The sequence below is a fragment of the Kocuria salina genome (genome assembly GCF_013368965.1).
Taxonomy (GTDB): Bacteria; Actinomycetota; Actinomycetes; order Actinomycetales; family Micrococcaceae; genus Kocuria; species Kocuria rosea.
In genome coordinates, this window is the sequence record NZ_SSSF01000001.1 from 377,573 (window position 1) to 401,524 (window position 23,952).

Genomic DNA, 23,952 nt, shown 5'->3' on the forward strand with positions numbered 1-23,952 from the left:
GCAGCGACCGCCGCAGCAGCGAGGAAGCTGTTGCGGCGGTCGCGGGAGAACATCAGCACGGGCACGAACCTACCCCGCTGTCGCGGACCTGCTATCGGCTCAGCCCTGGGTGGCGCGGCGGCGGGCCACGACGGTCGCACCGGCGGCCGCCATCACGGTCAGACCGCCCGCGAGCACGAGACCCGGCACGGCGGACTCGCCCTCGACACCGGTGTCGGCACCGCCGGCGGGCACCTGGCCGACCTGGTCGTAGCCCTGTCCGCCGTCGGCCCAGTCCGCCGGCACCCGGTCGATGATCTCCTGGTACTGCACGCCGTCGTCGGTACCGTCGGCGTCGCAGCCGAAGCCGTCACGGTCGGCGTCGAGGTGCAGGCCGTACGCGGGATCACCGGCGGGGATGTTGACCCGGCCGGCCGCGCGAGCCTCGGTGCAGTTGTCGAACACGGCGGTGTTCTGCACGACGTCGGACGTGTCCGGCGCGACCGGCGTGTCGACCGTCGGGGAGATGTAGACCGTGGTGCCGCCGCCCTCGCACGCCACGCCGTCGCTGTTGCCGTCAAGGTCGGGACTGTAAGCGGCGGACGAGGCAGGGATGTTGTAGTAACCGGCGTTGTTCGCCGCCTTGCAGTTCTGGAACATCTGCGCCGAGGCCGGGGCCATCGACAGTCCCGTGAACCCGGCGACGGCCAGTGCGGCCACTGCTGCTGCGGTCTTCTTCATGCTGATCCTCCAAGTGTGTGCACACGTAATTCGTTGTCTGTGCATCATAAGAAGGGTGATCACCCACCAGGGCAATGAGGTGGTCAAAGGCCCATAATCGGTCGCTGGCCACGGAAAACACTGGTTTCATGACGAGAACCGATGTCGTCTCACCGCTTTAGGGCTGTCTCCTATCCCCTGATTAGGGGACACGCGGATTCTCGGCACCCCGGGCGTCCTGGTGCGGGGGCTGTCGCAGGTGCTCGCGCAGCCCGGGAATGGCGAAGCGGACCCGCCCGTACCCCGCGGGCTCGATCAGCCCGGCGTCGATGAGCCGGGTCCTGTAGTTGCCGACGGTGTTCGGCCGGGCCCCGATCCGGGCGCCGATGTCCCCGGCGGTGGACGGGCCGTCGTCCTCGGCCATGGCCCGGAGGACGTCGAGATCGCGCGGGGAGGCCGTCGAGAGCGCCGCCTCGATGACCACGCGCTCGTTCCGGCGGCGAGCGGCGGTCACGGCGTGGTCCACCATCTCGTCCGTGAGCGCGGCGGAGACCTTCTCCGCCTCCTGCCACAGGAAGTACCCCACCAGCTGGATCAGGAAGGGATAGCCTCCGGTGGCCTCGGCGGCACGGCGGGCTTGATCGTCGTCGAGGACGAAGCCGCCCGCCGCGAAGGTCTCCAGGTAGGACTGCTGGACCTCGCCGACCGCGGCCGCGTGCAGGTCGATCCGGTCGGCGCGGCGGAGGAATGTGGCCACCCCCTCGTTCAGCAGGTCCGACACGGCCGCCGGCAGGCCGGCGAAGAGCAGACCGATGGGCAGGTCCGCCCGGATGAAGTGCTGCACGTCCGCGGCCAGCTGGGCGATCTGCTGGCGGTCTGCGGCATGGATTTCGTCCACGGTGATGAGCAGTCCCGTCCGCTGCTCCTCCAACAGCCGCAGCAGTCGCAGCCCCTCTTCGCGCCACTCCAGCTGCTGGTGTGGTGGCAGCTGAGTGGTGAAGCCGAAGCCCGCCGCTGTGACGGACGTGAGCCGCCGGCCCTGGGGTCCGCTGCCGAGCTCGTCGGCCAGCCGACGCATCGAGTTGCCGATGCGGCCCATGAATCCCCGTGTCGCCGTCTCGGACACGATGGCCCAGCCCTCGGCCCGGGCCAGGTCCTCGGCTGCGCCCAGCATCACGGTCTTGCCCACTCCCCGGGCCCCCGTGAAGATGGTCAGCAGTCCGGGTGCTCCCGAACGGAGACGCAGTCCGTAGGCGAACTCGTCCAGGACTCCGGCCCGGCCGATGATCTCGGGCGGGGAGGCCCCGGCCGTGGGACGAAAAGGATTCTCCACGCTGCCCCTGTGAATGTCGGTGAATCTTGTGAATCTTGTGAATCTGACGTCTCCAACGTACTGCTCCCCAGAACGGATCATGCCTCAGTCCCGGGCCGTCACGATGGGGTCCGCCCACACGATGTTCCACCGGTGGCCGTCCAGGTCGGCGAACACCCGGTGGCTCGTGTAGCTGTCATCCTTGCGGTGCCCCGCGGTGGCACCGGCGGCGACCGCCCGCTCGACCAGGGCGTCGACCTCCTCGGGGATGTCGACGAGCAGGGCAAAGCTGCCGCTCACCGTACGAAGGGGATCCGCGAGCTCCTGGCCCTCGCCGACGGCCTGCTGCATGAACCGCCGCTCGACGAGCGTGACCCCGAAGTCCTCCCCGAGGTCCAGGATCAGGCTGTGCCCCTCGGCCATGCCGGGGGCCGTCCGCCAGCCCAGGGCCTGGTAGAAGGACCGCGAGCGCTCCAGGTCGGCGACGGGGATGTGGGGGAAGAACTTGTACGCCACGGGAACTCCTGGAGCTTCGGCGGGCCGGGTCTCCATGCTCCCCCCGCCCTCCGATCGGCACAACGATGTGACCGCCCCGTTGCGGTGCACGGTGTGCGGCACCGTTCAGCGGGGCCGGTCCTCAGTGCCGGTGCTGGCGAAGCGGTCGCGGTACTGGCTGGGCGAGACGTCGAACCGGGCCACGAACGTCCGGCGCAGGGTCTCGGTGCTGCCGAAGCCGGCGGCGCGGGCGGTCTCCGCGATGCTGTGCCCGGCGTCCAGGAGGCCCTTGGCGTGGTCCAGGCGGGTGCGTTCCACGAACTTGGCCGGGGTGCTCTGCAGCTCGGCGGCGAAGAGCCGGGAGAGGTGGCGGGAGCTGACACCGACGGCGGCGGCCAGCGCCTCGGCGCTGTGGTCCAGGGCGGGCTGGGCGCAGACCCGGTCGACGGCGGCGCGCAGCACCGGTGTCCGCGGGGGCGGGGCCTGCAGCGGGGCGGAGAACTGGGACTGGCCGCCGGGGCGCTGCATGAACATCACTAGGCCGCGGGCGACGTCCCGGGCGAGCTCCGGCCCGTGGTCCCGCTCGACGAGGGCAAGGGCCAGGTCGATGCCGGCGGAGACCCCGGCCGAGGTGAACACCCCGTTGTCCTCGACGAACAGCGCGTCCGGCTCCACCCGGACGTCGGGGTGCGCCCGCGCCAGGAGCTCGGCGTGGCGCCAGTGCGTGGTGGCCCGCCGACCGGAGAGCACCCCTGCGGCGGCGAGCACGAAGGACCCGGTGCAGATGGAGACCAGCCGCCGGGGCCGGGCCCCGGATGCGCGGACGGCGTCGACGAGCTCCTCGGGCAGCGGCGCGGAGACCAGGCCGTCACCGCCGGCGACGATCAGCGTGTCGGCGTCGGACAGCTCGGCGACGGGCGCGTCCACCGGCAGCAGGGCCCCGACGGACGTGCGCACCGGCTCCCCGGATGGCGAGGCGTAGCTCAGCGCGTAGTCGGCGCCCAGGGTGTTGGCCTCGGCGAACACCTCGGCCGGGCCGGCGACGTCGAGCATCTTCACGCCGTCGAACACGAGGAACACCACCCGCCGGGAACCGGTCGTCACGGTCGCGTTCTCCCCCACCGCCGGTGCGCTCGGGCTCACTCGGGCCAGGCGTTCTCCTGGATGATGCGCACGAAGTCCTCCCGGTGGAAGTCGGGGTCGAAGTGGGCGAGCACGTCGTCGTTCATGGTGCCGAAGGTGGTCTCGGGCCGGTCGGCCATGCCGTCGTAGAACGCGCGGAGGATCTTGTTCTTGAAGTCCGGCCGGGGGTGCGCGGCGACGACCTCGGCGCGGTGCTCCTCGGAGATCTGGTCCAGGTCCAGGCCCAGCACGTCGGTCTCGACGCCGAGGGTGACCACAGCGACCTCGGGCTCTAGGTGCAGCGGGATGGCCGGCGTGGTGTACAGGGCGATCGCCAGCCACACGTTGCGCGCCTCCTCGGCGGAGCGGCCGTGGTCGCGCAGGAACGCCTGTGCCGCCGCCGCGCCGTCGATCTCGAAGCGCTGGTCCTGGGTGCGGTAATCGTCGGTGAGGCCGAGGTCGTGGAACATCGCCCCCACGTAGGCGAGCTCCGGGTCCACCTCGAGTCCACGCGCGGCGGACTTGAGCATGCCGAAGAGGAAGACCCGGCGGGAGTGGTTGAACAGGCTCTCGTCGGCGGCCCGCCGGACCAGCTCGGTGGTCTCGCGGACGAGGGCGGAGTCCGGAACGGTGATGCCGGCGATGGTCTCGGCCAAGGTGTCTCCTCTGCTCGGGTGCGTGGTGTCGTGCGGGACCGGCACGCGGCCGGTCCTCTCCTCACTCTCTCCCACCGGTGGCGGAATGCCCAGCGTCCGACCGGACGACCGTCCCACAGATCCGGACATCCCGGACGGCTCCACCCCGCGCCCCATGGGCACCGCCGGTGTCCCGCGCTCGGCGAAACGCGCTCAGGCGGGCGAGCAGCGGGACCGCAGGATCGAGATGCCCTCACCGGTCAGGTCGTCGCAGTACGCCGCGCGGCCGGCCAGCGCCATGACGATCGCCAGGGTGGGCCCGCTGACCAGGGGCCCGGCGCCGGACTCGAACGGACCGTCGGTGGCCACCAGGTGGAGGCCCTGGGCGGCGCTGCGGCTGGGCACCGCGAAGTCCTTGCTCGCGTAGAACCGCGCCACCGCGGTCACGGTCCCGACCGGCGGCGTGCGCGGCAGCCCCAGCGGGCGGCGGACGTCCTGGCCGTGGACCACGACCTCCGCCAGCCACGCCGCCGTGTCCTTGGAGGGCGCCGCGGTGCTGCCGGCCACGGCCCGGAACCGCTGGAGCGTCTCGGCCGGGGTGGCGCCCCGGTGCTCCTCGAGGCGGCGCTGGTTGTGCAGGTCGAAGTCGAAGCGGGCGCCGAGCACGCTCCGGAGCCAGCGGAGCCGGCCGATGCTCGCGGCCGCGGTCAGGTGCGCGACGACGTCCTCCACGGTCCACCGCTCGCACAGGGACGGCGCCGCCCACTGCGTCTCGTCCAGGCCGGCCAGGTCCTCGGCCAGGCGCGCGCGCTCGGCGTGGATGGCAGCCCACAGGTCGTTCCGGTTGCTCGGCTCCATGAGCCCCATCGAAGCACACGCCGGGGTGCCGGGGCCTTCGGTGTCCGCCGATCCCGATAGCGTGGCACTGGACCCACCCCCTGGGAGAGCACCCCCCGACCGCACGAGGAGCCTCGATGACGAGCATCCGATTCCTCCACACGAGCGACTGGCAGCTCGGCATGACCCGGCACTACCTCGAGGGCGAGGCCCAGTCCCGGTACACGGGCGACCGGGTCGAGACGATCCGCCGCATCGGGGAGCTGGCCCGCGCCCGGGGATGCGCGTTCGTGGTGGTGGCCGGCGACGTCTTCGAGCACGCCAATCTCAGCCGTCGGGACGTCGGGCGCGCCCTGGACGCCATGGGCTCGGTGGGGCTGCCGGTGTACCTGCTGCCGGGCAACCACGACCCGCTCGGTCCGGGGTCGATCTACGCCCAGGACGCGTTCGTCGGCGCGAAACCGGACAACGTCGTCCTCCTGGACGAGGTGGGCCCCTGGCCGGTCGCCCAGGGCGTCGAGCTCGTGGCCGCGCCCTGGCGCAGCAAGCGGCCCGACGCGGACCCGGTCGCCCCGGCCCTGGAAGGGTTGGAACCGGACGGGACGCTGCGCGTCGTCGTCGGCCACGGGATGCTCGACGAGCTGGACCCCGACCGTACCTCTCAGGTGACCGTGCGCCGGGCGCCCCTGGACGAGGCGCTGGCCCGCGGGGCGATCCACTACGTGGCGCTGGGCGACCGGCACATCCGCTGGCCCGAGGACGACCGCGGCGCGATCCACTACTCCGGCACCCACGAGTCCACGGGCTTCCGCGAGCACGGCCGCGGCCACGTCCTCGAGGTGGCGCTGGACGGGAGCACCGTGGAGGTCACCTCCCACGAGGTGGGCCAGTGGGAGCACCGCGTCCTCGCCCGGCAGCTCGACGGCGCTGACGACGTCGGGACGCTGCGGGCCGAGCTCGCCGCCCTCACCCCGAAGGAGCGGATCATCCTCAAGACCGTCTTCACCGGCACCCTCAACCTCTCCGAGTCCGCAGAGCTGGACCGGCTGCTCGAGGAGCAGGCGGAGATCTTCGCGAGCCTCAACGCGTGGGAGCGGCACACCGACCTGGTGGTGATCCCGGACGAGCACGAGTTCGAGGACCTGGACGTCGGCGGGTACGCCGCCGACGCCGTGACCGATCTGCGCGAACTGGCGGCCTCGGACTCCGCGTCCGCGCCTACCGCCGGGGACGCGCTCCGGCTCCTGTACCGCCTCGTGGGAGGACCGACCCGATGAAGCTGCACCGTCTCAAGCTGGAGAACTTCCGCGGCGTGACCGCCCGCGAGGTCGAGTTTCCCGACGCCGGGGTCGTGGTGCTGACCGGCCGCAACGAGATCGGCAAGACCTCGATGATCGACGCCCTGGACGCGCTGATCGAGCTCCCGGACAGCAGCCGGCACAAGAAGATCGCCGAGGCCAAGCCCGCCGGCCGGGACGTGCCCGTCCTGGTGGAGGCGGAGTTCTCGATCGGGACCGATCGCGTGGTCTACACCAAGCAGTGGCTGAAGCGGCCGTCCACCACCCTGGAGTACATCTCGGGCCCCCGGAGCGGCCACAAGCTCACTAGCCGCGAGGCCCACGACGCCGCCGAGCAGCTGTGGGGCGGGGCCGACACCGCGCTGTGGAAGGCCTTGCGCTTCATGCAGGCCGGCGGGCTGACCCAGAACGCCCTCACCGACAGCGCGGCCCTGCGCCGGGCCCTGGAGTGCCACGCCGGTCAGGCCCAGGGCGACGACCGCGAGGTCGCCTCCCTCCTGGAACGCGTGAGTGCGGAGTGCGACAGGTACTGGACCTCGACGCGGAAGAAGAACGCCAAGTACCTCCAGGCCGAGACCGACTGCCGTGCGGCCGGGACCGCGGCCGCGGAGGCCGCCGAGGAGCTGCGGGGCATCGCGGTGGTCGAGGAGGAGCTCGCCGAGCTCACCGAGGAGATCGCCGCCACCGGCCGGAAGCTCGGGACTGCCCGCGCGGAGAAGGCGGATCTGGACCGTGCCGCCGGGGAGATCGAGGCCGTCCAGCGGCAGCGGCAGGAGGCCCAGCGCCGGCGGGACGCCGCCCAGGGCGAGCTCGACCGCGCCCGGGAGCGCTCGGCCCGCCGCGCGGAGCTCGTGGCCGCGCTGACCGCCGACGAGGAGCGCAGCGCAGCACTCGCCGAGGACCTGCGGTCCTGCGAGCAGGAGCTCGCCCCGGTGCGGGAGCACGCCGAGGAGGCCGAGGAGCGCCGGACCGCGGCCCAGGCCGCCGTGCAGGAGGCCCGGGCGGCCCACCGCTCCGCCCGGGAGGACCGGAAGCACCTCGACGACGTCGAGCGCCACCGCCGCGTGCTCGAGATCCTGGACTCGCTCGAAGCGGTCCGGGCGCAGCTGGCCGAGCTGCGGTCCCGTCCCGGCACGGAGATCGACGAGGACGTCCTGGACGAGCTGGAGCGGGCCGAGCGGGCGGCGGAGAAGGCCGAGGCGGAGCTGGCGGCCGGCAGCGCCCGGGTGGAGCTGACCGCGCTGGGCCGCGCGCGCCCGATCACTCGCGGCGACAGCACCGAGGAGATCGCCCCGGAGGAGCCGTGGTCCGTCCCGGTGACGGACGAGGTCGAGGTGGAGATCCCCGGCGAGTGGCGGCTGCGGGTCTTCCCGGAGCAGGGCATCGCGGCCCGCCGGGACGCCGCCCGCACGGCCCGCGAGCGGTTCACCGCGCTGCTGGCCCGACACGGGGTCGAGTCGGTCGCCGCGGCCCGCACCGAGTGGCGTGCCGCGCAGGATTTGGCGCAGCAGGTGCGCGAGGCCGTGGCCCAGCGCGACCGGCTGCTCGACGGCGAGGACGAGAGCCGCCTGCGCGACGACCGGGACCGCCTCGCCGCAGCGATCGAGCAGTACGGCGACCGACGCGACCGCGGCGCTCCGCTGCCGGAGACCGCCGGTGCCGCCCAGGAAACGGTTGAGGCCGCCGAGGCCGCCCTCAACGACGCCGAGGACGCCGCGCTCCACGCCGAGGCCGTTGCCGAAGCCGCCCGGTCCGCCCTGCAGTCCGCCCAGACGACGCTGCACTCCCTCCAGGGCGCCGCGCTCGAGCAGGAACGCGCCCTCGCCGGCTCCCGGGCCCGGCTCGAGGACGCCCGCCGCGAGGCCCCGGACGAGGACCTGGATCGTGCCGCCACCGCGGCGGCCGAGGCGCTGGCATCGGTCCAGGCGGAGATCGACGAGCACGAGGCGGCCCTCGCCGGTCTCGACGCGGACCGGGTGCTCGCCGACCAGCAGCACGTCGCGGACGAGATCACGGGGCTCGAGACGATGCTGGGCGAGCGACGGGGCCGCCACCAGTCCCTGGCGGGCCGGCTCGAGGGCATGGGCCGGGACCGGGTGCAGCTGGCCCACGACCAGGCCGAGACGCGGCTCGAGGCCGCCCGGCGCCACCTCGCCGGGATCGAGCGGCGGGCCGAGGCCGCCCTGCTCCTGGAGCGGACGCTGCTGGAGCACCGCGAGCGCGCCCACGCCCAGTACGTCCAGCCGTTCCGCACCGAGGTGGAGCACCTCGGCAGGTCGGTCTACGGCCCGGACTTCGAGGTCCAGGTGAGCGGGTCCCTGGAGGTGGAGCAGCGCAAGCTCGACGGCGACTGGCTGCCCTTCTCCGCCCTCTCCACCGGGGCCAAGGAGCAGCTGGTGATCCTCATCCGGCTCGCCACCGCCCTGCTCGTGGACCCGGAGGACGGGGTGCCGGTGCTGCTCGACGACGCCCTGGGCCACTCCGACCCGCAGCGGCTCCGCCGGCTGGCCTCGGCCATCACCACCGCCGGGGAGCGGACCCAGGTGATCGTGCTGACCTCGAACCCCGAGCGCTTCGTGAACCTGCGGGAGGCCCACCGCATCGAGATGTGAGCCGGGCCCGGCTTCAGGCGGTCGGTTATCCGTCCGAGGGCGCCATCGGGCCCACCACGCGGTAGGTCGCGCAGACGAACGCGCGGTTGCGGGCCACGTCCTTCAGCTCCAGGTCGAACCGGCGGGGGAACAGCGGGCGGCCCGCCCCGAGTGTGACCGGCGCGATGGAGACCATCAGCTGGTCCAGCAGTCCGGCCTCGGCGAACTGGGCGGCCAGGTCGCCGCCGCCGACGACCCAGATGTCCTTTCCGCCGGCGACCTCCGCGAGGGCGGCGTGGATCGGTGCCACCTCTCCCTGGGCGAAGCGGAGGTCGGCCCCGGTGATCCCTGGCAGCTCGGCGTGGGTGACCACCCAGGTGGGCATGTCGTAGGGCCAGTCCTCTCCGGAGGCCTGCAGGTGCGCGCGGACCCACTCGTAGGTGGTGCGGCCCATCACGACCGCCCCGATCCCGGCGATGAACTCGTCGTAGCGGAACGGGCCCTCGGGATCGGAGTCCTGCCGGAACAGCCACTCCAGGGAGTCCTGCTCGTCGGCGAGGTAGCCGTCCAGGGTGGTGGCGGTGTAGAAGACGGTGCGGGTCATCGGAGACCTCCTGTACGTCGTGGCAACCACTCGATCGGATCTCCGGGCTCGGGAGGCGATCCCGGTCCGGCTGCGGACGGACCGCGCGTGGCCGTGCCTTCTCCATCATGGTCGGCTGGCGGCGACACACAAGTGCTCCCCGGCCGCTCCCCCTTGCTCCCGTCCTTTCCCGCGCGCACTGTGAGAGTCACGCACCAGGGCGCGCCACGACGACGATCAGCACCGCCCGCGCACGCGGCGGTAGGATCTCCCGTCCCCGGGTGCGGACGGCATGCACCGGCCGGGAGGAACACCATGACCACGTCCGCCCCGGGCCCCCGGGACACCGGCCACCGTCCCCGGAATCGTTCGCCGGCCCGGCGCCGGCCCGTCACGGTGTTCCTCGTCCTGTCCCTGGGCCTGGGCTGGACGGCGCTGACGGTTCCCGCGCTCACCGGGGCCCCGATGGAGCCGTTCCTGCTGTTCGTGAACTTCGTCGCGCTGCTGGGCTGGGCCCTGCTGGTGACCCGTCTGGCGGACGGGCCGGGCGCGGTCCGCCGGCTGCTGGGGCGGGCCTTCGCCTGGCGCTTCGGCGCAGCCCGCTGGGCCGTGGTCCTGCTGGGCATGCCGGTGCTCACCCTGGTCCTGGCCGCGGCCACCGGGTCTTTGCGCAGCCCTCCGGCCGGCTGGGCGGCCGAGGCGGGGTGGTACCTGTTCGCCACCCTGGTCTACGGGGCGCTGGTGCTCAACCTGTGGGAGGAGACCGCCTGGGGCGGGTTCCTCCAGTCCCGGCTGATCGCCCGGCACGGACTGCTGATCGCCGCGCTGCTCACCGGCCTGCCGTTCGCCGCGATCCACCTGCCGCTGTACCTGGCCGAGGGCTGGAGCGCGGAGACCGCCAGGAACCTCGCGCTGCTCTTCCTGCTCGTTCCCGTCTACCGGTACCTGCTGGGCATGCACCTGCTGGACACGGGCGGCAGCGTGCTGGCCATCGGCATCCAGCACGCCTCCTGGAACGCCGCCGGAAGCCTCGGAGCGGTCGAGGGCGAGTGGCAGGTCCTGGTGGCGGTCGTCCTGCTCACGCTCCTAGTGGCGCTGGAGCGCCGCGTCCGAGGCCGGGGTACGTGACCCCTCGGCCGGGACGCCGAACGCCGCGCGGCCGCCGAGTGGACAGCACCGCGCAGCCCCGGCCCGGGAACCTCGGTCGACGGCCCGGGGTGACCGGACCGGACGTCTACCCTCGGCACCGGCGGCGACCGACGCGAGATCCGGCGGAGGACCACGCGCACCGCCCCCGTCGGAAATACCCCGTGAGTGATGTGGCCCACATAGAATCGAGGCCACCGAGACAAGGGGCTGGCATGAGCATCGAGGACGAACGGCGCACCCGCGCTGCCGCCCGGGCACCGCACGAGCCGCAGCCGCGCCGCCGTACCCCGCACGACCGCGGTGCACGCGAGACCGGCCTGGAACGGGCCCTGGACGAGGTGCGGAAGGTCGGGGTCGAGGCGAGCGACCTGCTGCGCAGAGAGGGCCTGAAGCCGGCCAAGCTCGTGCACGTCCCCCGCGGCGCCAGGTCCTATCCCCTGGTCGGCCACGCGTTTTCCCGGGTCGCGTGCGGCTATGGGTGGCACGTCGTCCGCGGCCTCGTCGTCGGCACGGACGGCCGGCTGTGGACCCGCACGCCGCTGCACGACCCCACACCCCAGAAGGACCTGGACGCGTGGCGGCTGGACGTGGAGCCTCCCGGCGGGCGGGGCGAGCTGCCCCACCCCGTGCAGTACGACGGGATCTCCCTGCACACCGTGCGCCGGATCTCGGAGCACGAGTACCTGAAGGTGGATCTCATCGACCACCTCACGGACGGCTACGCGCGGCTGCTCGTGCTCCACCACCGCCGGAGGTCATGAGCGGCGCGTGCGGTTCCGCAGGAGGCCGAGGAGCACGACCACGGCCAGCAGCAGGACCATGCCCGCGTAGCCGATCGCCGTGGGCACCAGGCCGACCTCGCCCGCGACGGCACCGGCCGCCACCGCCGGGATGCTGTGGGAGAGATAGCTGACCACGTAGATCGCCGAGAGCAGTCCCGCCCGCTCGTGCGGTGCCGCCTGAGGCAGGAGCGTGCGCAGCACCCCGAGGAAGCCGGCGCCGAAGCCGACGCCGGCCACCACGGTCGCGGTGAAGTACAGCCCCACGGATCCGACGACGAGCGCGGCGATCGTGGCGGCCATGCCCACCACCAGGACGCTCATGCCCACGGCGAGCACCCGCTCCGGCGCCGTCCGGCCAAACAGGAGGATCGCGATCCCGCCGGTGCCCGTCAGTGCCGCGACCACCAGTCCGGTGAGGACCACGGAGTCCGCCCCGGTCAGCGAGCGGACCAGGTTGGGCCCCAGGGAGATGATCAGACCGCCCAGGGACCAGCACGCGGCCGTGGCGGGCAGCACCCACACCGCCGAGCGGCGCACCTGCGGCGGGAAGGAGACGCGCGGGCGCAGCGAGGCCAGCGCCCCGGGGGCGCGCTCCACGGTCTCGGGGCCGAGCGCCGTTCCCACGGCCTGCAGCACGAGCAGCCCCAGCAGCACGAGGAAGATGAGGTCGATCATCTGCGGGGCGGCCGCGACGATGAGGCTCGAGGCCACCGCTCCCCCGGCCAGTCCCAGTACCGGCCCCGCCCCGGTGATCACGGTCCCCAGCCCTCGTCGGCCCTCCGGTTCGAGCTCGATCACGTAGGCGCCCAGCGCCCCGGTCGCGGTGCCGGTCGCCACGCCCTGGACCAGCCGTGCCACCACCAGGGTCGCCTCGCTGTCCGCCAGCACGAATACCAGCATCGCGGCGATCTCCAGGGCCAGGGCGGCCAGCAGCACCGGCCGGCGCCCCAGGTGGTCGGACAGCGCCCCCACCGTGAGCAGCGCGGCGAGCAGGGACACCACGTACGCGGCGAAGATGACGGTCAGCACGACCGGCGGGAAGCCCCACAGGTCCTGGTACAGCGGGTACAGCGGACTGGGCGCACTCGAGGCGGCCATGACCACCACCAGCACGGACGCCTGCACCCAGAACGCCGCACGGGCGGGCAGCACGGGACGACGGCGGGGCGCGGCGCCGGAGCGGAGGAACATGCAGGGCCTTTCACGGCGGGACGGGAGTGCGCGGCGTGACCGCGCTCACCTCACGCTAGCCCCACCGCGGGCCGGTGCTGCTACGGAGCGGCCTGTCGGCGCACCATCTCGGCGATCCAGACGGGCGCGTACGGGGACGTGCAGTTCGGCGGTGTCGGGTAGTCCTTGAGCACCTCCAGGCGCTCGCCGATCTCGAGAGCCCGGGTCCGGTGCTCCGGGTGCTCGATCCCGATCTGCGCCAGGCAGGTGTTCATCGCCCACTGCAGGCGCTCCGGGGCATCTCCCATCTGCGCCTCGACGACGTCGAGCAGTCCAGCCAGGTCCAGGCCCTCGGGCTTCTTCACCACGCGCTCGGTGGTCAGCGCCCAGCCGGCGCTCGCGACCGCGGGATCCGGATCGGCGAACCACGCCACGCGCAGCTCCTCGGCATGCGGGCTCTTTTTCACCACGTAGTTCACGAGCCAGTCCTGGACCTTGGGGGTGCGCGCCTCGCGCACCATGGCGTCCAGCTCGTTCCGTTCGAAAGCTTTCGGCCGGCAGAGTAGAAGTGCCAGCAGTCTCGCCGCGGTATCCCCGGTCTCCCAGAGCTGACGCGCGAGGTCCTGCTGCGTCTTGAGGCGCTTCGCGACCGCCCGCAGCCTAGTCAGGTTCACCCCGTGGTTGTCGCCGTGCCGCTCGTTCACCGCGCGCACCCTGGGGTCCTCGAGCGCGGCCAGCTCGGCCAGCACGTCGTCCACCGTTGTCTCGGCCACCTCGGCCTCCTGCCCGTCTCGGATGCGATCCAGCCTACGAGGAGAGCGAGGCCCGTGGCCGGAGGCGTCGTCGTCCATCTCGGCGGGCACGGCGCGCCGGCCGGCCATCCAAGGGCCCGCTCCCCGGTCGGCACACCCCTCCCACCAGGCGCGATAGCCGCCGTGGCCAGGCCGCACGCCCCTAGGCTGTCCCGGGTAGCCGGGACGCCCTCCCCCAGGGCTCCGCCGCACCGTGCCCGCGGGCGCCCCCGCGGATGCTCCGCCCCATCACCGACGATGAAAGCGACCACGATGACCTCCCCCCGCTCAGCACTCTTCTCCGTCCCTGCCCGCCGCGTGCGCACGCCGTTGCTCCGGACCGGCGTCGGCATCCTCGCCGTTGCGGCGCTCGCCCTCACCGCCACCCCGGCCCACGCCGTGACCACCAGCTCCACGGGGTGGCACCCCGTCAGCGGCACCGACCGGACGTTCCGCGCGGACAACGGCATCACGCTGAGCTACCACTACTACGCCGACGGCGTGGACTGGGATCGCTCGGCCGGAGCGGTCTTCTACTTCGACGGGGACGGCACGGCCCGCGCCGAGCAGCCCGACGGCCCCTTCGCGACCCGTCTGGCCGAGGTCGCCGCCGAGACCAACCGGGCCTTCGTGTTCGTCGAGGCCCCGAACGGCACCCGCAGCTGGCGCGCCGGGGACACCGCGGCCACCGCCGCGGCGGTGCGCCAGTTCGCCACCACCAACATCACCCCCACCACCGACGCCGGGGTGCTGATGGCGGGCTACTCCGGCGGCGCGGAGTTCCTCTCCCGGAGCCTGCTGCGCGAGGGCATGGACTGGCTGCCGGCCGGCTCCGGGGCAGCCTTCATCGGCGGCGGCGGCACCTACGGCCAGCCCATCGCCGAGGCCACCCCGGCCACCGACGACCTCGACCTGACCTGGGTGGTGGGCCACCGGGACGGCACCTGGGCCTCCGACTCCGGGGCCTGGTCGGCCCTGGACGCCGCCGCCCAGGCCGAGACGGAGTTCCGGGAGGCCGGCTATGACCAGGCCCAGCGGATCACCACTGCCGGGGCGCACACCGACTACGACATCCCCGCCATCGTCGCAGACCGGCTGGCCGAGCTCGGGCGGTAACTCCGGCCCGGCAACACTGCTCCCCCTGGCCGGCGGAGTCCTACCCTGGAACCGGGAGAGGTGAGCGGAATGAGAACGCAGCGAGCCGTCGGCGCCCTGTTCGGAGCGCTCCTGCTCCTCGCAGGAGTTCTCCTGCTGCTCCAGGCCGTGGGCGCCCCGGTGGCCACCGGGCTGTTCTGGGGCGTGCTGTTTCTCGCCGCCTCCGCCGTCTTCTGGTATCTGTTCGCCTCGGACCGGCAGAGCTGGTGGGCCGCGATCCCCGGTGGTGCGCTGCTCGGCCTGGGCCTGTCGGCGCTCGCCGACGAGACCGGGCTGCCCGGCGCCGAGACCTGGGGCGGCTCGCTGTTCCTCGGGGCGCTCGGGATCGGTTTCGCCGCGGTGTACCTGCGCGACCACGGACGGTGGTGGGCAATCATCCCCGCCGGGGTGATGCTGACCCTGGCGTTGCCCGCCGTCGGCGGCGCCTCCGAGGCCGGGGCTCGGGCGTCCGGGTCGCTGTTCTTCGTCGGCTTCGCCGTGACCTTCGTGCTCGTCGCGGTCCTGCCCGGCGGCCAGGGCCAGCGCCGCTGGGCATGGATCCCCGCCGGCGCGCTGGCGATGTTGGCCGTACTGGTCGCCCTCGAGGCGACCGCCCTGCTGAGCGTCTTCAACTACCTCTGGCCGCTGGCCCTCATCGCCGGCGGCGGGTTCTTGCTGTGGCAGGCACTGGGGCGGCAGCGCACGCCGGAGCCGGTCGAGCACAGCGGTGGACCGGCGCCGTCAGCGGGCGAGGAGTCCGGCTCGCGCTGATGCGCTTTGAGGTGGAGATCAGAGCGTCCGTTTCCGGCCTCCTCATCATCACCTCCACCTGCATTTACTGTTGCAAAATAACGGAGTTCCCGGAGCACCTCGACCTCGCCGCCACACCACTGGTTCGCCCAGCACAGGCCGGCCCGCCGCGGGCGTCCGGCGTGTACTCGTGATGGCTGGACACCGCACGCTTCCCCACGCCGAAGTCGGCCGGGCTGGTCGATCTGCCTGCGGTGCTTTGTCCTACCCACCACTCGGAACAAGCCGCGCTCCTCCACGTCGGGCGGGCCCGCAAGAACCTGCACCAGCGCATTCTCCGGCAGCGCCTGCGTCGCACCCGCTCCTCGGCGCTGCGCCGGACGCTGCTGGCGGTCCTGTTGACCGGCGACGGCAAATGGACTGAGGGCGCCTCGCTCGACAGCCGCCGCAGGGTGGTCCTGGCCGCGCACGCCGAGGACCGGCTCACCGCATGGGTGGCCGATCACCTGCTACTGGATGGGGTGCGGTGCGCATCGAAGGACGAGACGGACGCCCCCGAGGCCCAGTGGATCGAGCTGCACCAGCCGGCGCTCAACACCGACGGCACCGAGCACGGACGGAGGCTCACCGAACGCAAGAGCCGGTTCGTCGAGGGGCTGCCCGTCGACGCATGCCCACTGCTCGATCACTGATCGCCCATGAGACCATCCCCACGACGCGCTCTGCCCCCGCCGAGCGCGCTGGCCGCCAGTTCACTACACTGCGCACCCAGGCGGTCTCGGAGTGCACAAGCCAACCCCGGAGGGCGACGGATGGCAGCGCTAGAAGGCTGACCCACCAGGCTCGAGGGGCTCAACGCCATGGACGCCCTCAGCCATCCGCGTGATGCTACCGGTCAGGCTGTCCCGCAACGCCAGGAGTTCGTGCAGATACCTTTCCGGACGCTGGGCCGCACCCTCGAGGTATCTGTTGCAGGCCCTCGTCATGTCCGACAGGGCCGGCTGCGCCGGCGACTCCGGACGGGACTGCTCGCGGGCCAACCGGATGCGGTCCTTGATGTCGAGAATGCTGGCGTTCACCCGGCTGAAGTCGTTTGATGCACCCGCGCCCGGCACTTCACCGACAGGCGACATCGGGGCCAGCGCCCGGCGACGATGAATTTCCTCCACGAGGAAGCGCAGGGCCCGTTTCTCGTTGGTTCGGCGCTGGAGCACGTAGGTGACCCACGCGATCAACACCGTCAGCACCGCCCCTATGACGGTAATCAGCAGATCGGGCCAGAATGTGTTCCACATCCGCTCATCCTTGCACCGCCGCTGGGCCGGGCCCGGCAGACCGCCCCGCTCCCGAGCTGCACGTAATCACCGCCTCCTCGACGCCTCGTCCCGGCGGCGAAGGACAAGAACACAACGACATGGGCGCGACCGAGCGGGATCATCACGCTCCGAAAGGACTCTGCAGGCGGCAGGGAGGGATGGATGGCCTGGACCAGGATCCTCGAGCAGGATGGGTAGTCGCCCCAGACACCCATCCGTGCATCAATCCCATCACCCCATTCGCGTGCCTAGATGTACTCCCAAGTGGAAGCCCGCAACACGACTTTATCTGGGTTGCGCATGCCGAAGGAGTCGCGGTGCCGCTAAATGTTTCGAGGCGTCTGCTGGAAGGCGCCCCGGCCTTTTGGAGTCAGCGGTCTTCAATGCAAGGCACACACTGGCGTGACTCTCCGATCCGCAGCGGCGGCGATCAACGGTCCGCGCATGACTCTCGATGCGCCCGACTGTGTGGACCGTCGCACACATTCGAAGTGAATTCTTTCAACCAGCTCATACCCGGAAAAACGGTACTTAACCCGGAGTGACTCCGATATCATCGGAATGATGCCCCGTGTGGGCTGAGAGGGAGGGCAAAAGTGACCGAGCAGTGGCTTTCAGCTGACGACATCGCCTCCCATCTTGGCGTCACGAAGGACACCGTATACACCTGGATCGCCGAGAAAGACATGCCCGCGCACAAGGTTGGGCGACTCTGGAAGTTCCAGGCCAGCGAGGTTGATGCATGGGTTCGCAGCGGAGGCGTAGCAAGCCAAGAGTGAGCCCCAGAAACAGAGCCATTGTAAGAAATGTCGATGGTTCCAGATCGTCTTATTTGCTGGTCAAAATTTTGAAGGAGGAGCCTGTGGCTGACACGCGAATGACGCTTGGCAACCTGCGGTCGGGTCAGCGCCTTCGCGGGCTTGTGCCAGGCCGAACCGTCACGCTTATCGCGATCGACACGATCGACGCGGAACTTTTCGAAGTGTTTTACCGCGACGACGCCGGCCGAAGCGGAGCCCGCACCATCACCGACGACGACGCAGCACGGTTCGAGATCGCTGGGGACCTGGATTCTGCACCGCCGTTTGATGGCGACCCTGACGAGTTCCGTCTCGCAACCGAGGCGCTACGTATCAAGTACGCAGCACTCTACGACCCGATGACCGCGGTCAATAGCTCCGACGTTGACCCACTGCCACACCAGATCCGTGCCGTCTACGAAGAGCTGCTTCCTCGGATCCCGCTCCGCTTCCTCCTCGCCGACGACCCCGGCGCGGGCAAAACGATCATGGCCGGACTCTACGTCAAAGAACTGATTCTGCGATCGGACTGCGAGCGAGCCGTCATCGTCGCGCCAGGTGGACTCGCTGAGCAGTGGCGCGAAGAACTCTCCCAGAAGTTCGATTTGCGCTTTGAAGTCTTCAACCGCCAAATGGTCGACGACGCCCAAGGGCGCAATGTCTTTGCCCAGCATCCGTACCTGATCGTGCGGATGGACCAAGTCTCCCGCAGCGATGACCTGATGGAACAGCTTTCAGATGTGACCTGGGACGTCGCGATCGTCGACGAGGCTCACCGCATGTCAGCGCACTATTCGTCTTGGGTAGGCGAGGTCGACGAGACCAAGCGCTTCCGGCTCGGGCGGCTGCTCTCGGCGACCGCGCACAACTTCCTACTAATGACGGCAACCCCGCATGCAGGCAAGGAAGAAGATTTTCAGCTATTCATGTCACTTCTCGACCGTGATCGCTTCGAGGGCCAGTTCCGCCAGGGTGTGCACAGGACCGACACCGAGGGCTTGATGCGGCGCATGGTAAAGGAAGACCTCCTTACCTTCGAAGGAAAGCCACTCTTCCCTGAGCGCCGCGCCTACACGGTCGAGTACGAGCTCAGCCCGGCTGAACGGGATCTCTACGAGCAGGTCACCGACTACGTCCGTACTGAGATGGGGCGCGCCGAACGTATCGCCGCAGAAGGCGACAAGAAGCGCGGCAACAACGTCGGCTTCGCGCTTACAGTGCTCCAGCGCCGCCTCGCATCTAGCCCGGAAGCGATCCTCCGTTCTCTTGAACGCCGACAGCAACGCCTCGAGGCCAAGCTCCGCGAGATGCAACGAGCAGCCGAACAAAAAGGCCCGGGCGCACGAGTCACGCAGCAGAGAGTCCCACTGATGTCGCTCGACATGCTGCCCGTCGACTTCGGCGACTACACGATGGTCGGATTCTCCATCGACGACTTCGAGAAGTTCGACGACGAGACCACCGAGGAAGAGCGCACACGTTTCGAAGAGCGAGTTGAGACCGTCGTCGACCTCGCTACTGCAGCCCAGACGATCCCTGAGCTGCGTGCCGAGATAGCGATCCTCGAAGATCTCATCCGCACCGCCCGTCGCGTCCATCTACAAGACGACGACAAGAAATGGGTCGAGTTGCGCACTATCCTCGACGAGCAGCTTCTCACTCACGCCGGTTCCGGCGAGGTTCGCAAGATCATCATCTTCACCGAGCATCGCGACACCCTTGACTACCTCCAGGCGAAAGTCTCCTCGCTGCTCGGCCGCGCCGACTCGGTGATCACGATTCACGGAGGCACGCGGCGCGAGGATCGCAAGGCGGCGCGGGAGCAGTTCACCCACGACCCCGACACCGTTGTGCTGCTCGCGACGGATGCTGCCGGTGAAGGTCTCAACCTTCAACGCGCACACCTGATGGTGAACTACGACCTGCCGTGGAACCCGAACCGCATCGAGCAGCGCTTCGGCCGAATCCATCGCATCGGCCAGCGCGAGGTGTGCCACCTGTGGAACATGGTCGCCAAAGACACCCGCGAGGGCGACGTCTTCACCCGGCTCCTTTCGAAGATCGACCAGATGTCGATCGCCTACAACGGCAACCTCTTCAACGTCCTTGGTGATACGGATGCCTTTCAGGAGCGCTCGCTCCGCGACCTGCTGATCGAGGCGATCCGATACGGCGACCAGCCAACAGTCAAAGAGAAACTCGACCGCATCATCGACGCCGGCGTGTCCCACGGGCTCGACGACATGCTCGAAGAACGCGCACTCCACTCAGACATGTTCAGTGCGCTGAGCCTCAAAGAAGTCCGCGTCCGTATGGAGAATGCCCGCGAACGCAAGCTCCAACCCGGCTATATCGCCGCGTTTTTCATTCCTGCTTTCGAACGCCTCGGCGGACGGATCCGCCGCCGCGAGAAGGGACGCTACGAGATCACCCGCGTCCCAAGTCGCGTCGTCGACGCCGCCCGTCGGCTAAGCCGGTGGGCGCCGGTCGCAGAACAGTACGAGCGGATCACCTTCGACCTCGACAAGAAGCACCCCGACGGGCACGTCGAAGCCGCACTTATCGCCCCCGGCCACCCGTTGCTGCACGCCGTAATCGAAGCAACCATTGAGGATCTCGGGGCGGCACTGAAGCGCGGTACGATCCTCGTCGACCGCCGTGAAAAGCAATCCTCCGAGCCAGCGCTGATGTATACCGTGGAGCAGCGGATCCAGAACACCGCGACCGAGCCCGACACGATTTCACACCACTTCGACTACTTGCAGTTCGCGCACGACGGCTCCGTCACGGTGTCACCGACTCCGCCGTTCCTCGACTACGACAGGCCCCAACCCGCCGAGGCAGGTCAGATTAGGGAGATCGTGGTGAGCGACTGGGCGAAGGAAAATCACGAGAAACTCATCCGAGCGCAGGCGTTCCGACACGGGCTCCAACCCCGCATCGACGAGGTGAAGGCCCGGCTAGAGATCGACACCGCACGCACCCGTGCCCAGATCAAAGAACGGCTCCTCGCTGAGATCAACCATTGGGACCGCGAACACACTCGACTCGAAGCCCTCGAACGGGTCGGCACAATCGGACGTCTCCGCGCTGAAACAGCACTAGCCCGTGCACGCCAGCTCGACGACCGGCTCGAGCAGCGGATGCGCGAACTGGACGAAGCCACTAACGTCGTTGCCGTGCCATCCTTGATCCGCGGTGTGGTATTCGTCGTTCCCAGCAACATGCTCGCTGCTGCCGAGCAGCACCCGCAAATGTTCGCGCACAACACTGAAGTAGTCGAGCGCCGAGCGGTCGACGCCACGCTTGCCGCTGAGCGCGCACTCGGGCGAAACCCTGTCGAGATGGCCCGCAACAATTCCGGCTACGACATTAAATCCACCGACACGGACGGTCGAGTGTTCTATATCGAGGTTAAAGGTCGCATCGAAGGTTCCGACACGTTCACTATCACCACAAACGAAGTCACCTTCGCCCAGACCCAAGGCGAGCGCCACCGACTGGCACTCGTCTGTGTCTCAACCTACGGGCCAGAGCGCGATCAGCTCCGTTATGTGACTGGCGCTTTCGACCACATGGAACCCTCCGACACCACGCGTTCCCTCAACGAGAAGTGGCGCGACTACTGGGACCGCGGCAGATGTCCACGGCAACCCGGTCCACCCAACACTCAGCCAGCCCTGCCGAAAGAGCTCAGATGACCAGCACTCCCAAGAAGAAGCTTATCGAGACCTCGCTTCCGCTCGAAGCGATTAATTTTGCGTCCGCACGAGAAAAGAAGTCAATTCGTAAGGGCTTGCCCTTAATGCTTCATCTGTATTGGGCACGTCGGCCGATTGCGGCAGCACGTGCGGTGCTTTTTGCGCAACTTGTCGACGATCCTGCGTCACGTCCGGAAGAGTTCCCGACAGTCGAGGCGCAAGATACCGAGCGTGCACGTCTGCACGCGCTGATGGAGCAGCTCATCGTCTGGGAAAACAGCAACGACGAGAAGCTATTTGCGCAGGCTCGACAGGAGATTCTGAAATCAAACAACGGCGACCTGCCGGCCGTCCTCGACCCGTTCGCCGGTGGTGGCGCGATTCCCCTCGAGGCGCAGCGACTTGGGCTGGAAGCACACGCAAGCGACTTAAACCCCCTCGCTGTGCTAATCAACAAAGCAATCATCGAGATCCCACCAAAGTTCGCATGCAAAGCCCCTGTTTTTCCGGGCGTTGAGGGCTCCCAGACTGGGTGGCGTCGTGCAGAAGGTCTGGCGGAAGACGTGCGCCGTTACGGCGAGTGGATGCGGGACGAAGCTTGGAAGCGCATCGGTCATCTGTATCCAAAGGTGAAGGTCGAAGGTGGCACCGAACACACAGTTATCGCCTGGATCTGGGCGCGGACCGTGAAAAACCCTAACCCAGCCAACCCGATTGAAGTACCGCTGGTGCGCTCTTGGTGGCTAAGTAAGAAGAAGGGTCAGGAAGCGTGGATTCACGCATCGGTGGTCGATGGCGAGCTCCGCTATGAGGTCAGGCGCGATTCGAATGGCCCGAAGGGAGATCAAGATGGAACTGTTAGTCGTAAGGGTGGAATTTCAATCGCTGACGGCACGCCTATCGACTTTAAATACATCCGAGCCGAAGGTCGTGCCGGACGCATTGGGGCTCATTTGATGGCGATCGTCGCTGAAGGAAATCGCGGTCGCTTGTATGTTTCCCCCCAGGATCTACATATCACCTCAGCAGATGTTTCCGCGCCAGAAGATGTCCCGGCAGGTGACATCTTCGACTGGCCTGGCCGTATCAATGTTTATCGCTATGGTATGACTCAGTGGTCGGATCTATTCACCAACCGGCAGCTCGTCGCGTTGACTACGTTGAGCGATCTTGTTTCCAAGACGCGCGAAAGGGTGCTTGCAGACGCGCTTGCCGCCGGGTTGCCCAGCGGTGACCGCCTCGAAAATGGGGGGACCGGGGCCGAGGCATACGCCGACTCAATTGCTACTTACATGGCGCTCGCAGTAAGCAGAGAATCAAACGCGTCATCGTCTATTTGCGGATGGGACAGTAGCCTCAATAAGATCCGAAACGTCTTCTCTCGTCAGGCAATTCCCATGACATGGGATTACGCCGAAGCGAATGTCTTTTCGACGTGGTCGGGTGGTTTCGTCACGCAGACTTCAGGGATGGCAGACTCTCTTGACCGCCTGCCCGCAAACGGCCTGTCTTTCGCAGAACAAGCAGATGCGGCTTCCCGGGAGTATTCCAATCTCGTCATTTCCACTGACCCGCCGTATTACGACAACATCGGGTACTCTGACCTTTCCGATTTTTTCTATGTCTGGTTGCGCCGAACGCTGAGCGGCATCCATGGCGAGACCGTTGCTACTATGCTCACACCAAAAGCGGAAGAACTCGTTGCAAATCCATACCGTCACGACGGCAGGGCGGGAGCTGAAAAGTTTTTCGTCGACGGATTCAACTCCGTTTTTGGCAAGATTCGAGAGAGCGCGAATATATCGGTTCCCTTGACGGTTTACTACGCGTATAAACAACAAGACACGCGAGACGCTGGAACGTCGTCTACTGGTTGGCATACGCTCCTCGACGGCCTTATTGAAGCGGGATGGGAAATTACCGCTACGTGGCCGCTACGAACGGAGATGGCGGGGCGCTTGATTGGATCAAATGCGAATGCGCTCGCGTCCTCTATCGTGCTCGCTTGCCGCCCTCGACCAGAAGACGCCCCTTACACTACTCGCCGTGCATTCGTTGCTGCGCTTAAGTCGGAACTGCCTGAGGCTCTACGCACCCTCATGCAAGGAACCATTGCCCCAGTCGACCTTGCGCAGGCCTCGATTGGCCCGGGAATAGCAGTGTTTTCTCGTTACTCCAGGGTGCGAGAAGCCGATGGATCGGATATGTCAGTAAAGGACGCTCTCATCCTCGTCAATTCGACACTTGACGAGGTCATCGGCGACCAGGAGTCTGACTTCGATTCAGACACACGCTTCGCGGTCAAGTGGTACCGCCAGTATGGGTGGGAGCAGGAGGACTCGGGTGTCGCAGACCAGCTTGCTCGGTCGTCCGACACGTCGATTGGCGCCCTTGAACGTGGGGGAATCTTCGAGGCGAAGGGCGGGAAGGCGCGGTTGCTTGCTCCGTCGCGCCTTGACGGTGCCTGGGACGCCGCGGTCGACGGTCGTGTCAGCGTGTGGGAGGCTACGGTTCGCCTCGCCGCGGTGATGTCAAAAGACGGTGCCGACAGGGTGGCTGAGCTGCTTCCGACGGTGCAGACCCGCGTGAGCCTTGAGGCGGTTAAGGAGCTGGGCTTCCTCCTTTTCCACGAGGCTGAGAAGAAGAAGGACACGAAGGACGCGATCCTCTTCAACGGGCTCGTAAGCGCCTGGGGCGACCTCAACGAGCAGGCCCGTAAGTTGGCGGCAACAGCACCACGCATGGGCTCACAGCAGACATTCGACTTCGACCATATTGAGGGTTAAT

20 protein-coding genes are annotated in these 23,952 nt (G+C 68.8%); 10 read left to right on the plus strand and 10 right to left on the minus strand.

Features of this window, described 5'->3' with window-relative positions; genetic code table 11:
* Positions 1 to 99 precede the first annotated feature (99 nt).
* From E7Z53_RS01710 to E7Z53_RS01740, 6 genes are all read right to left on the minus strand, one after another.
* Entirely contained in the window at positions 100 to 720 is a 621-nt protein-coding gene (locus E7Z53_RS01710; RefSeq protein ID WP_176475273.1) for an excalibur calcium-binding domain-containing protein, read from the minus strand.
* A 181-nt stretch (positions 721 to 901) separates the two neighbouring features.
* Positions 902 to 2,032, minus strand: a complete 1,131-nt coding sequence (locus tag E7Z53_RS01720; RefSeq protein WP_369597937.1) for an AAA family ATPase — start codon at positions 2,030 to 2,032, stop codon at positions 902 to 904.
* An 84-nt stretch (positions 2,033 to 2,116) separates the two neighbouring features.
* Positions 2,117 to 2,527: a VOC family protein gene (locus E7Z53_RS01725; protein WP_176337022.1), complete on the minus strand. Its 411-nt coding sequence runs from the start codon at positions 2,525 to 2,527 to the stop codon at positions 2,117 to 2,119.
* Between the two features lie 105 nt (positions 2,528 to 2,632).
* Entirely contained in the window at positions 2,633 to 3,649 is a 1,017-nt protein-coding gene (locus E7Z53_RS01730) for a GlxA family transcriptional regulator (protein ID WP_369597938.1), read from the minus strand.
* The gene (locus E7Z53_RS01735; RefSeq protein ID WP_176337023.1) at positions 3,646 to 4,284 is read right to left on the minus strand and encodes an HD domain-containing protein; all 639 of its coding nucleotides are present in this window, start codon (positions 4,282 to 4,284) and stop codon (positions 3,646 to 3,648) included. Before E7Z53_RS01735 ends, E7Z53_RS01730 begins: the two co-directional genes overlap by 4 nt.
* Before the next feature lie 192 nt (positions 4,285 to 4,476).
* The gene (locus E7Z53_RS01740) at positions 4,477 to 5,130 is read right to left on the minus strand and encodes a maleylpyruvate isomerase family mycothiol-dependent enzyme (RefSeq protein ID WP_176337024.1); all 654 of its coding nucleotides are present in this window, start codon (positions 5,128 to 5,130) and stop codon (positions 4,477 to 4,479) included.
* Between the two features lie 107 nt (positions 5,131 to 5,237).
* Between E7Z53_RS01740 and E7Z53_RS01745 the strand changes: the two genes are divergently transcribed.
* Together E7Z53_RS01745 and E7Z53_RS01750 are read left to right on the plus strand one after the other, a co-directional pair.
* Entirely contained in the window at positions 5,238 to 6,377 is a 1,140-nt protein-coding gene (locus tag E7Z53_RS01745) for a metallophosphoesterase family protein (protein ID WP_176337025.1), read from the plus strand.
* Entirely contained in the window at positions 6,374 to 9,010 is a 2,637-nt protein-coding gene (locus E7Z53_RS01750) for an AAA family ATPase (RefSeq protein ID WP_176337026.1), read from the plus strand. Before E7Z53_RS01745 ends, E7Z53_RS01750 begins: the two co-directional genes overlap by 4 nt.
* Positions 9,011 to 9,035: 25 nt before the next feature.
* Here E7Z53_RS01750 and E7Z53_RS01755 read toward each other — a convergent pair whose 3' ends face one another.
* Complete coding sequence (locus E7Z53_RS01755; protein WP_176337027.1) at positions 9,036 to 9,593, minus strand: dihydrofolate reductase family protein; 558 nt, start codon at positions 9,591 to 9,593, stop codon at positions 9,036 to 9,038.
* Positions 9,594 to 9,887: 294 nt separating this feature from the next.
* Here E7Z53_RS01755 and E7Z53_RS01760 point away from each other — a divergent pair, with 294 nt between their 5' ends.
* Both E7Z53_RS01760 and E7Z53_RS01765 read left to right on the plus strand, forming a co-directional pair.
* Positions 9,888 to 10,700, plus strand: a complete 813-nt coding sequence (locus tag E7Z53_RS01760) for a CPBP family intramembrane glutamic endopeptidase (protein WP_176337028.1) — start codon at positions 9,888 to 9,890, stop codon at positions 10,698 to 10,700.
* Between the two features lie 233 nt (positions 10,701 to 10,933).
* Positions 10,934 to 11,482, plus strand: coding sequence for a hypothetical protein (locus E7Z53_RS01765; RefSeq protein ID WP_176337029.1), 549 nt, complete (start codon positions 10,934 to 10,936; stop codon positions 11,480 to 11,482).
* Here E7Z53_RS01765 and E7Z53_RS01770 read toward each other — a convergent pair.
* Positions 11,477 to 12,694, minus strand: a complete 1,218-nt coding sequence (locus E7Z53_RS01770) for an MFS transporter (RefSeq protein WP_176337030.1) — start codon at positions 12,692 to 12,694, stop codon at positions 11,477 to 11,479. The genes E7Z53_RS01765 and E7Z53_RS01770 overlap by 6 nt on opposite strands.
* Positions 12,695 to 12,774: 80 nt before the next feature.
* Positions 12,775 to 13,446 carry a DNA alkylation repair protein gene (locus E7Z53_RS01775; RefSeq protein ID WP_176337031.1) on the minus strand — a complete coding sequence of 224 codons (672 nt, stop codon included), beginning with the start codon at positions 13,444 to 13,446 and terminating at the stop codon, positions 12,775 to 12,777.
* A gap of 291 nt (positions 13,447 to 13,737) precedes the next feature.
* On the opposite strand from E7Z53_RS01775, the gene E7Z53_RS01780 reads away from it, so the two are divergent.
* The 3 genes from E7Z53_RS01780 to E7Z53_RS01790 all read left to right on the plus strand — a co-directional run bounded on the left by E7Z53_RS01780 (position 13,738) and on the right by E7Z53_RS01790 (position 16,040).
* Positions 13,738 to 14,580: a hypothetical protein gene (locus E7Z53_RS01780; RefSeq protein WP_176337032.1), complete on the plus strand. Its 843-nt coding sequence runs from the start codon at positions 13,738 to 13,740 to the stop codon at positions 14,578 to 14,580.
* Between the two features lie 69 nt (positions 14,581 to 14,649).
* On the plus strand, positions 14,650 to 15,369 hold the full coding sequence (locus E7Z53_RS01785; RefSeq protein ID WP_176337033.1) for a hypothetical protein: 720 nt from the start codon (positions 14,650 to 14,652) through the stop codon (positions 15,367 to 15,369).
* Positions 15,370 to 15,602: 233 nt separating this feature from the next.
* Positions 15,603 to 16,040, plus strand: coding sequence for a GIY-YIG nuclease family protein (locus E7Z53_RS01790; RefSeq protein ID WP_176337034.1), 438 nt, complete (start codon positions 15,603 to 15,605; stop codon positions 16,038 to 16,040).
* 129 nt (positions 16,041 to 16,169) lie between these two features.
* Here the strand turns inward: E7Z53_RS01790 and E7Z53_RS01795 are convergent, their stop codons facing one another.
* Complete coding sequence (locus E7Z53_RS01795) at positions 16,170 to 16,643, minus strand: hypothetical protein (RefSeq protein WP_176337035.1); 474 nt, start codon at positions 16,641 to 16,643, stop codon at positions 16,170 to 16,172.
* A 617-nt stretch (positions 16,644 to 17,260) separates the two neighbouring features.
* Between E7Z53_RS01795 and E7Z53_RS01800 the strand changes: the two genes are divergently transcribed.
* The 3 genes from E7Z53_RS01800 to E7Z53_RS01810 all read left to right on the plus strand — a co-directional run bounded on the left by E7Z53_RS01800 (position 17,261) and on the right by E7Z53_RS01810 (position 23,951).
* Complete coding sequence (locus E7Z53_RS01800; protein WP_176337036.1) at positions 17,261 to 17,443, plus strand: helix-turn-helix domain-containing protein; 183 nt, start codon at positions 17,261 to 17,263, stop codon at positions 17,441 to 17,443.
* 83 nt (positions 17,444 to 17,526) lie between these two features.
* Positions 17,527 to 21,165 carry a helicase-related protein gene (locus tag E7Z53_RS01805; RefSeq protein ID WP_369597940.1) on the plus strand — a complete coding sequence of 1,213 codons (3,639 nt, stop codon included), beginning with the start codon at positions 17,527 to 17,529 and terminating at the stop codon, positions 21,163 to 21,165.
* Positions 21,162 to 23,951, plus strand: a complete 2,790-nt coding sequence (locus E7Z53_RS01810; protein ID WP_176337037.1) for a DUF1156 domain-containing protein — start codon at positions 21,162 to 21,164, stop codon at positions 23,949 to 23,951. The genes E7Z53_RS01805 and E7Z53_RS01810 overlap by 4 nt, the downstream gene beginning before the upstream one ends.
* Position 23,952: the final 1 nt, after the last annotated feature.

Excerpts from the sequence above, each read along its gene's own strand:
- E7Z53_RS01710 (WP_176475273.1), bottom strand. The coding sequence starts at position 720 with ATGAAGAAGACCGCAGCAGCAGTGGCCGCACTGGCCGTCGCCGGGTTC.
- E7Z53_RS01740 (WP_176337024.1), bottom strand. The coding sequence starts at position 5,130 with ATGGGGCTCATGGAGCCGAGCAACCGGAACGACCTGTGGGCTGCCATC.
- E7Z53_RS01745 (WP_176337025.1), top strand. The coding sequence starts at position 5,238 with ATGACGAGCATCCGATTCCTCCACACGAGCGACTGGCAGCTCGGCATG.
- E7Z53_RS01750 (WP_176337026.1), top strand. The coding sequence starts at position 6,374 with ATGAAGCTGCACCGTCTCAAGCTGGAGAACTTCCGCGGCGTGACCGCC.
- E7Z53_RS01755 (WP_176337027.1), bottom strand. The coding sequence starts at position 9,593 with ATGACCCGCACCGTCTTCTACACCGCCACCACCCTGGACGGCTACCTC.
- E7Z53_RS01760 (WP_176337028.1), top strand. The coding sequence starts at position 9,888 with ATGACCACGTCCGCCCCGGGCCCCCGGGACACCGGCCACCGTCCCCGG.
- E7Z53_RS01765 (WP_176337029.1), top strand. The coding sequence starts at position 10,934 with ATGAGCATCGAGGACGAACGGCGCACCCGCGCTGCCGCCCGGGCACCG.
- E7Z53_RS01770 (WP_176337030.1), bottom strand. The coding sequence starts at position 12,694 with ATGTTCCTCCGCTCCGGCGCCGCGCCCCGCCGTCGTCCCGTGCTGCCC.
- E7Z53_RS01780 (WP_176337032.1), top strand. The coding sequence starts at position 13,738 with ATGACCTCCCCCCGCTCAGCACTCTTCTCCGTCCCTGCCCGCCGCGTG.
- E7Z53_RS01785 (WP_176337033.1), top strand. The coding sequence starts at position 14,650 with ATGAGAACGCAGCGAGCCGTCGGCGCCCTGTTCGGAGCGCTCCTGCTC.
- E7Z53_RS01795 (WP_176337035.1), bottom strand. The coding sequence starts at position 16,643 with ATGTGGAACACATTCTGGCCCGATCTGCTGATTACCGTCATAGGGGCG.
- E7Z53_RS01810 (WP_176337037.1), top strand. The coding sequence starts at position 21,162 with ATGACCAGCACTCCCAAGAAGAAGCTTATCGAGACCTCGCTTCCGCTC.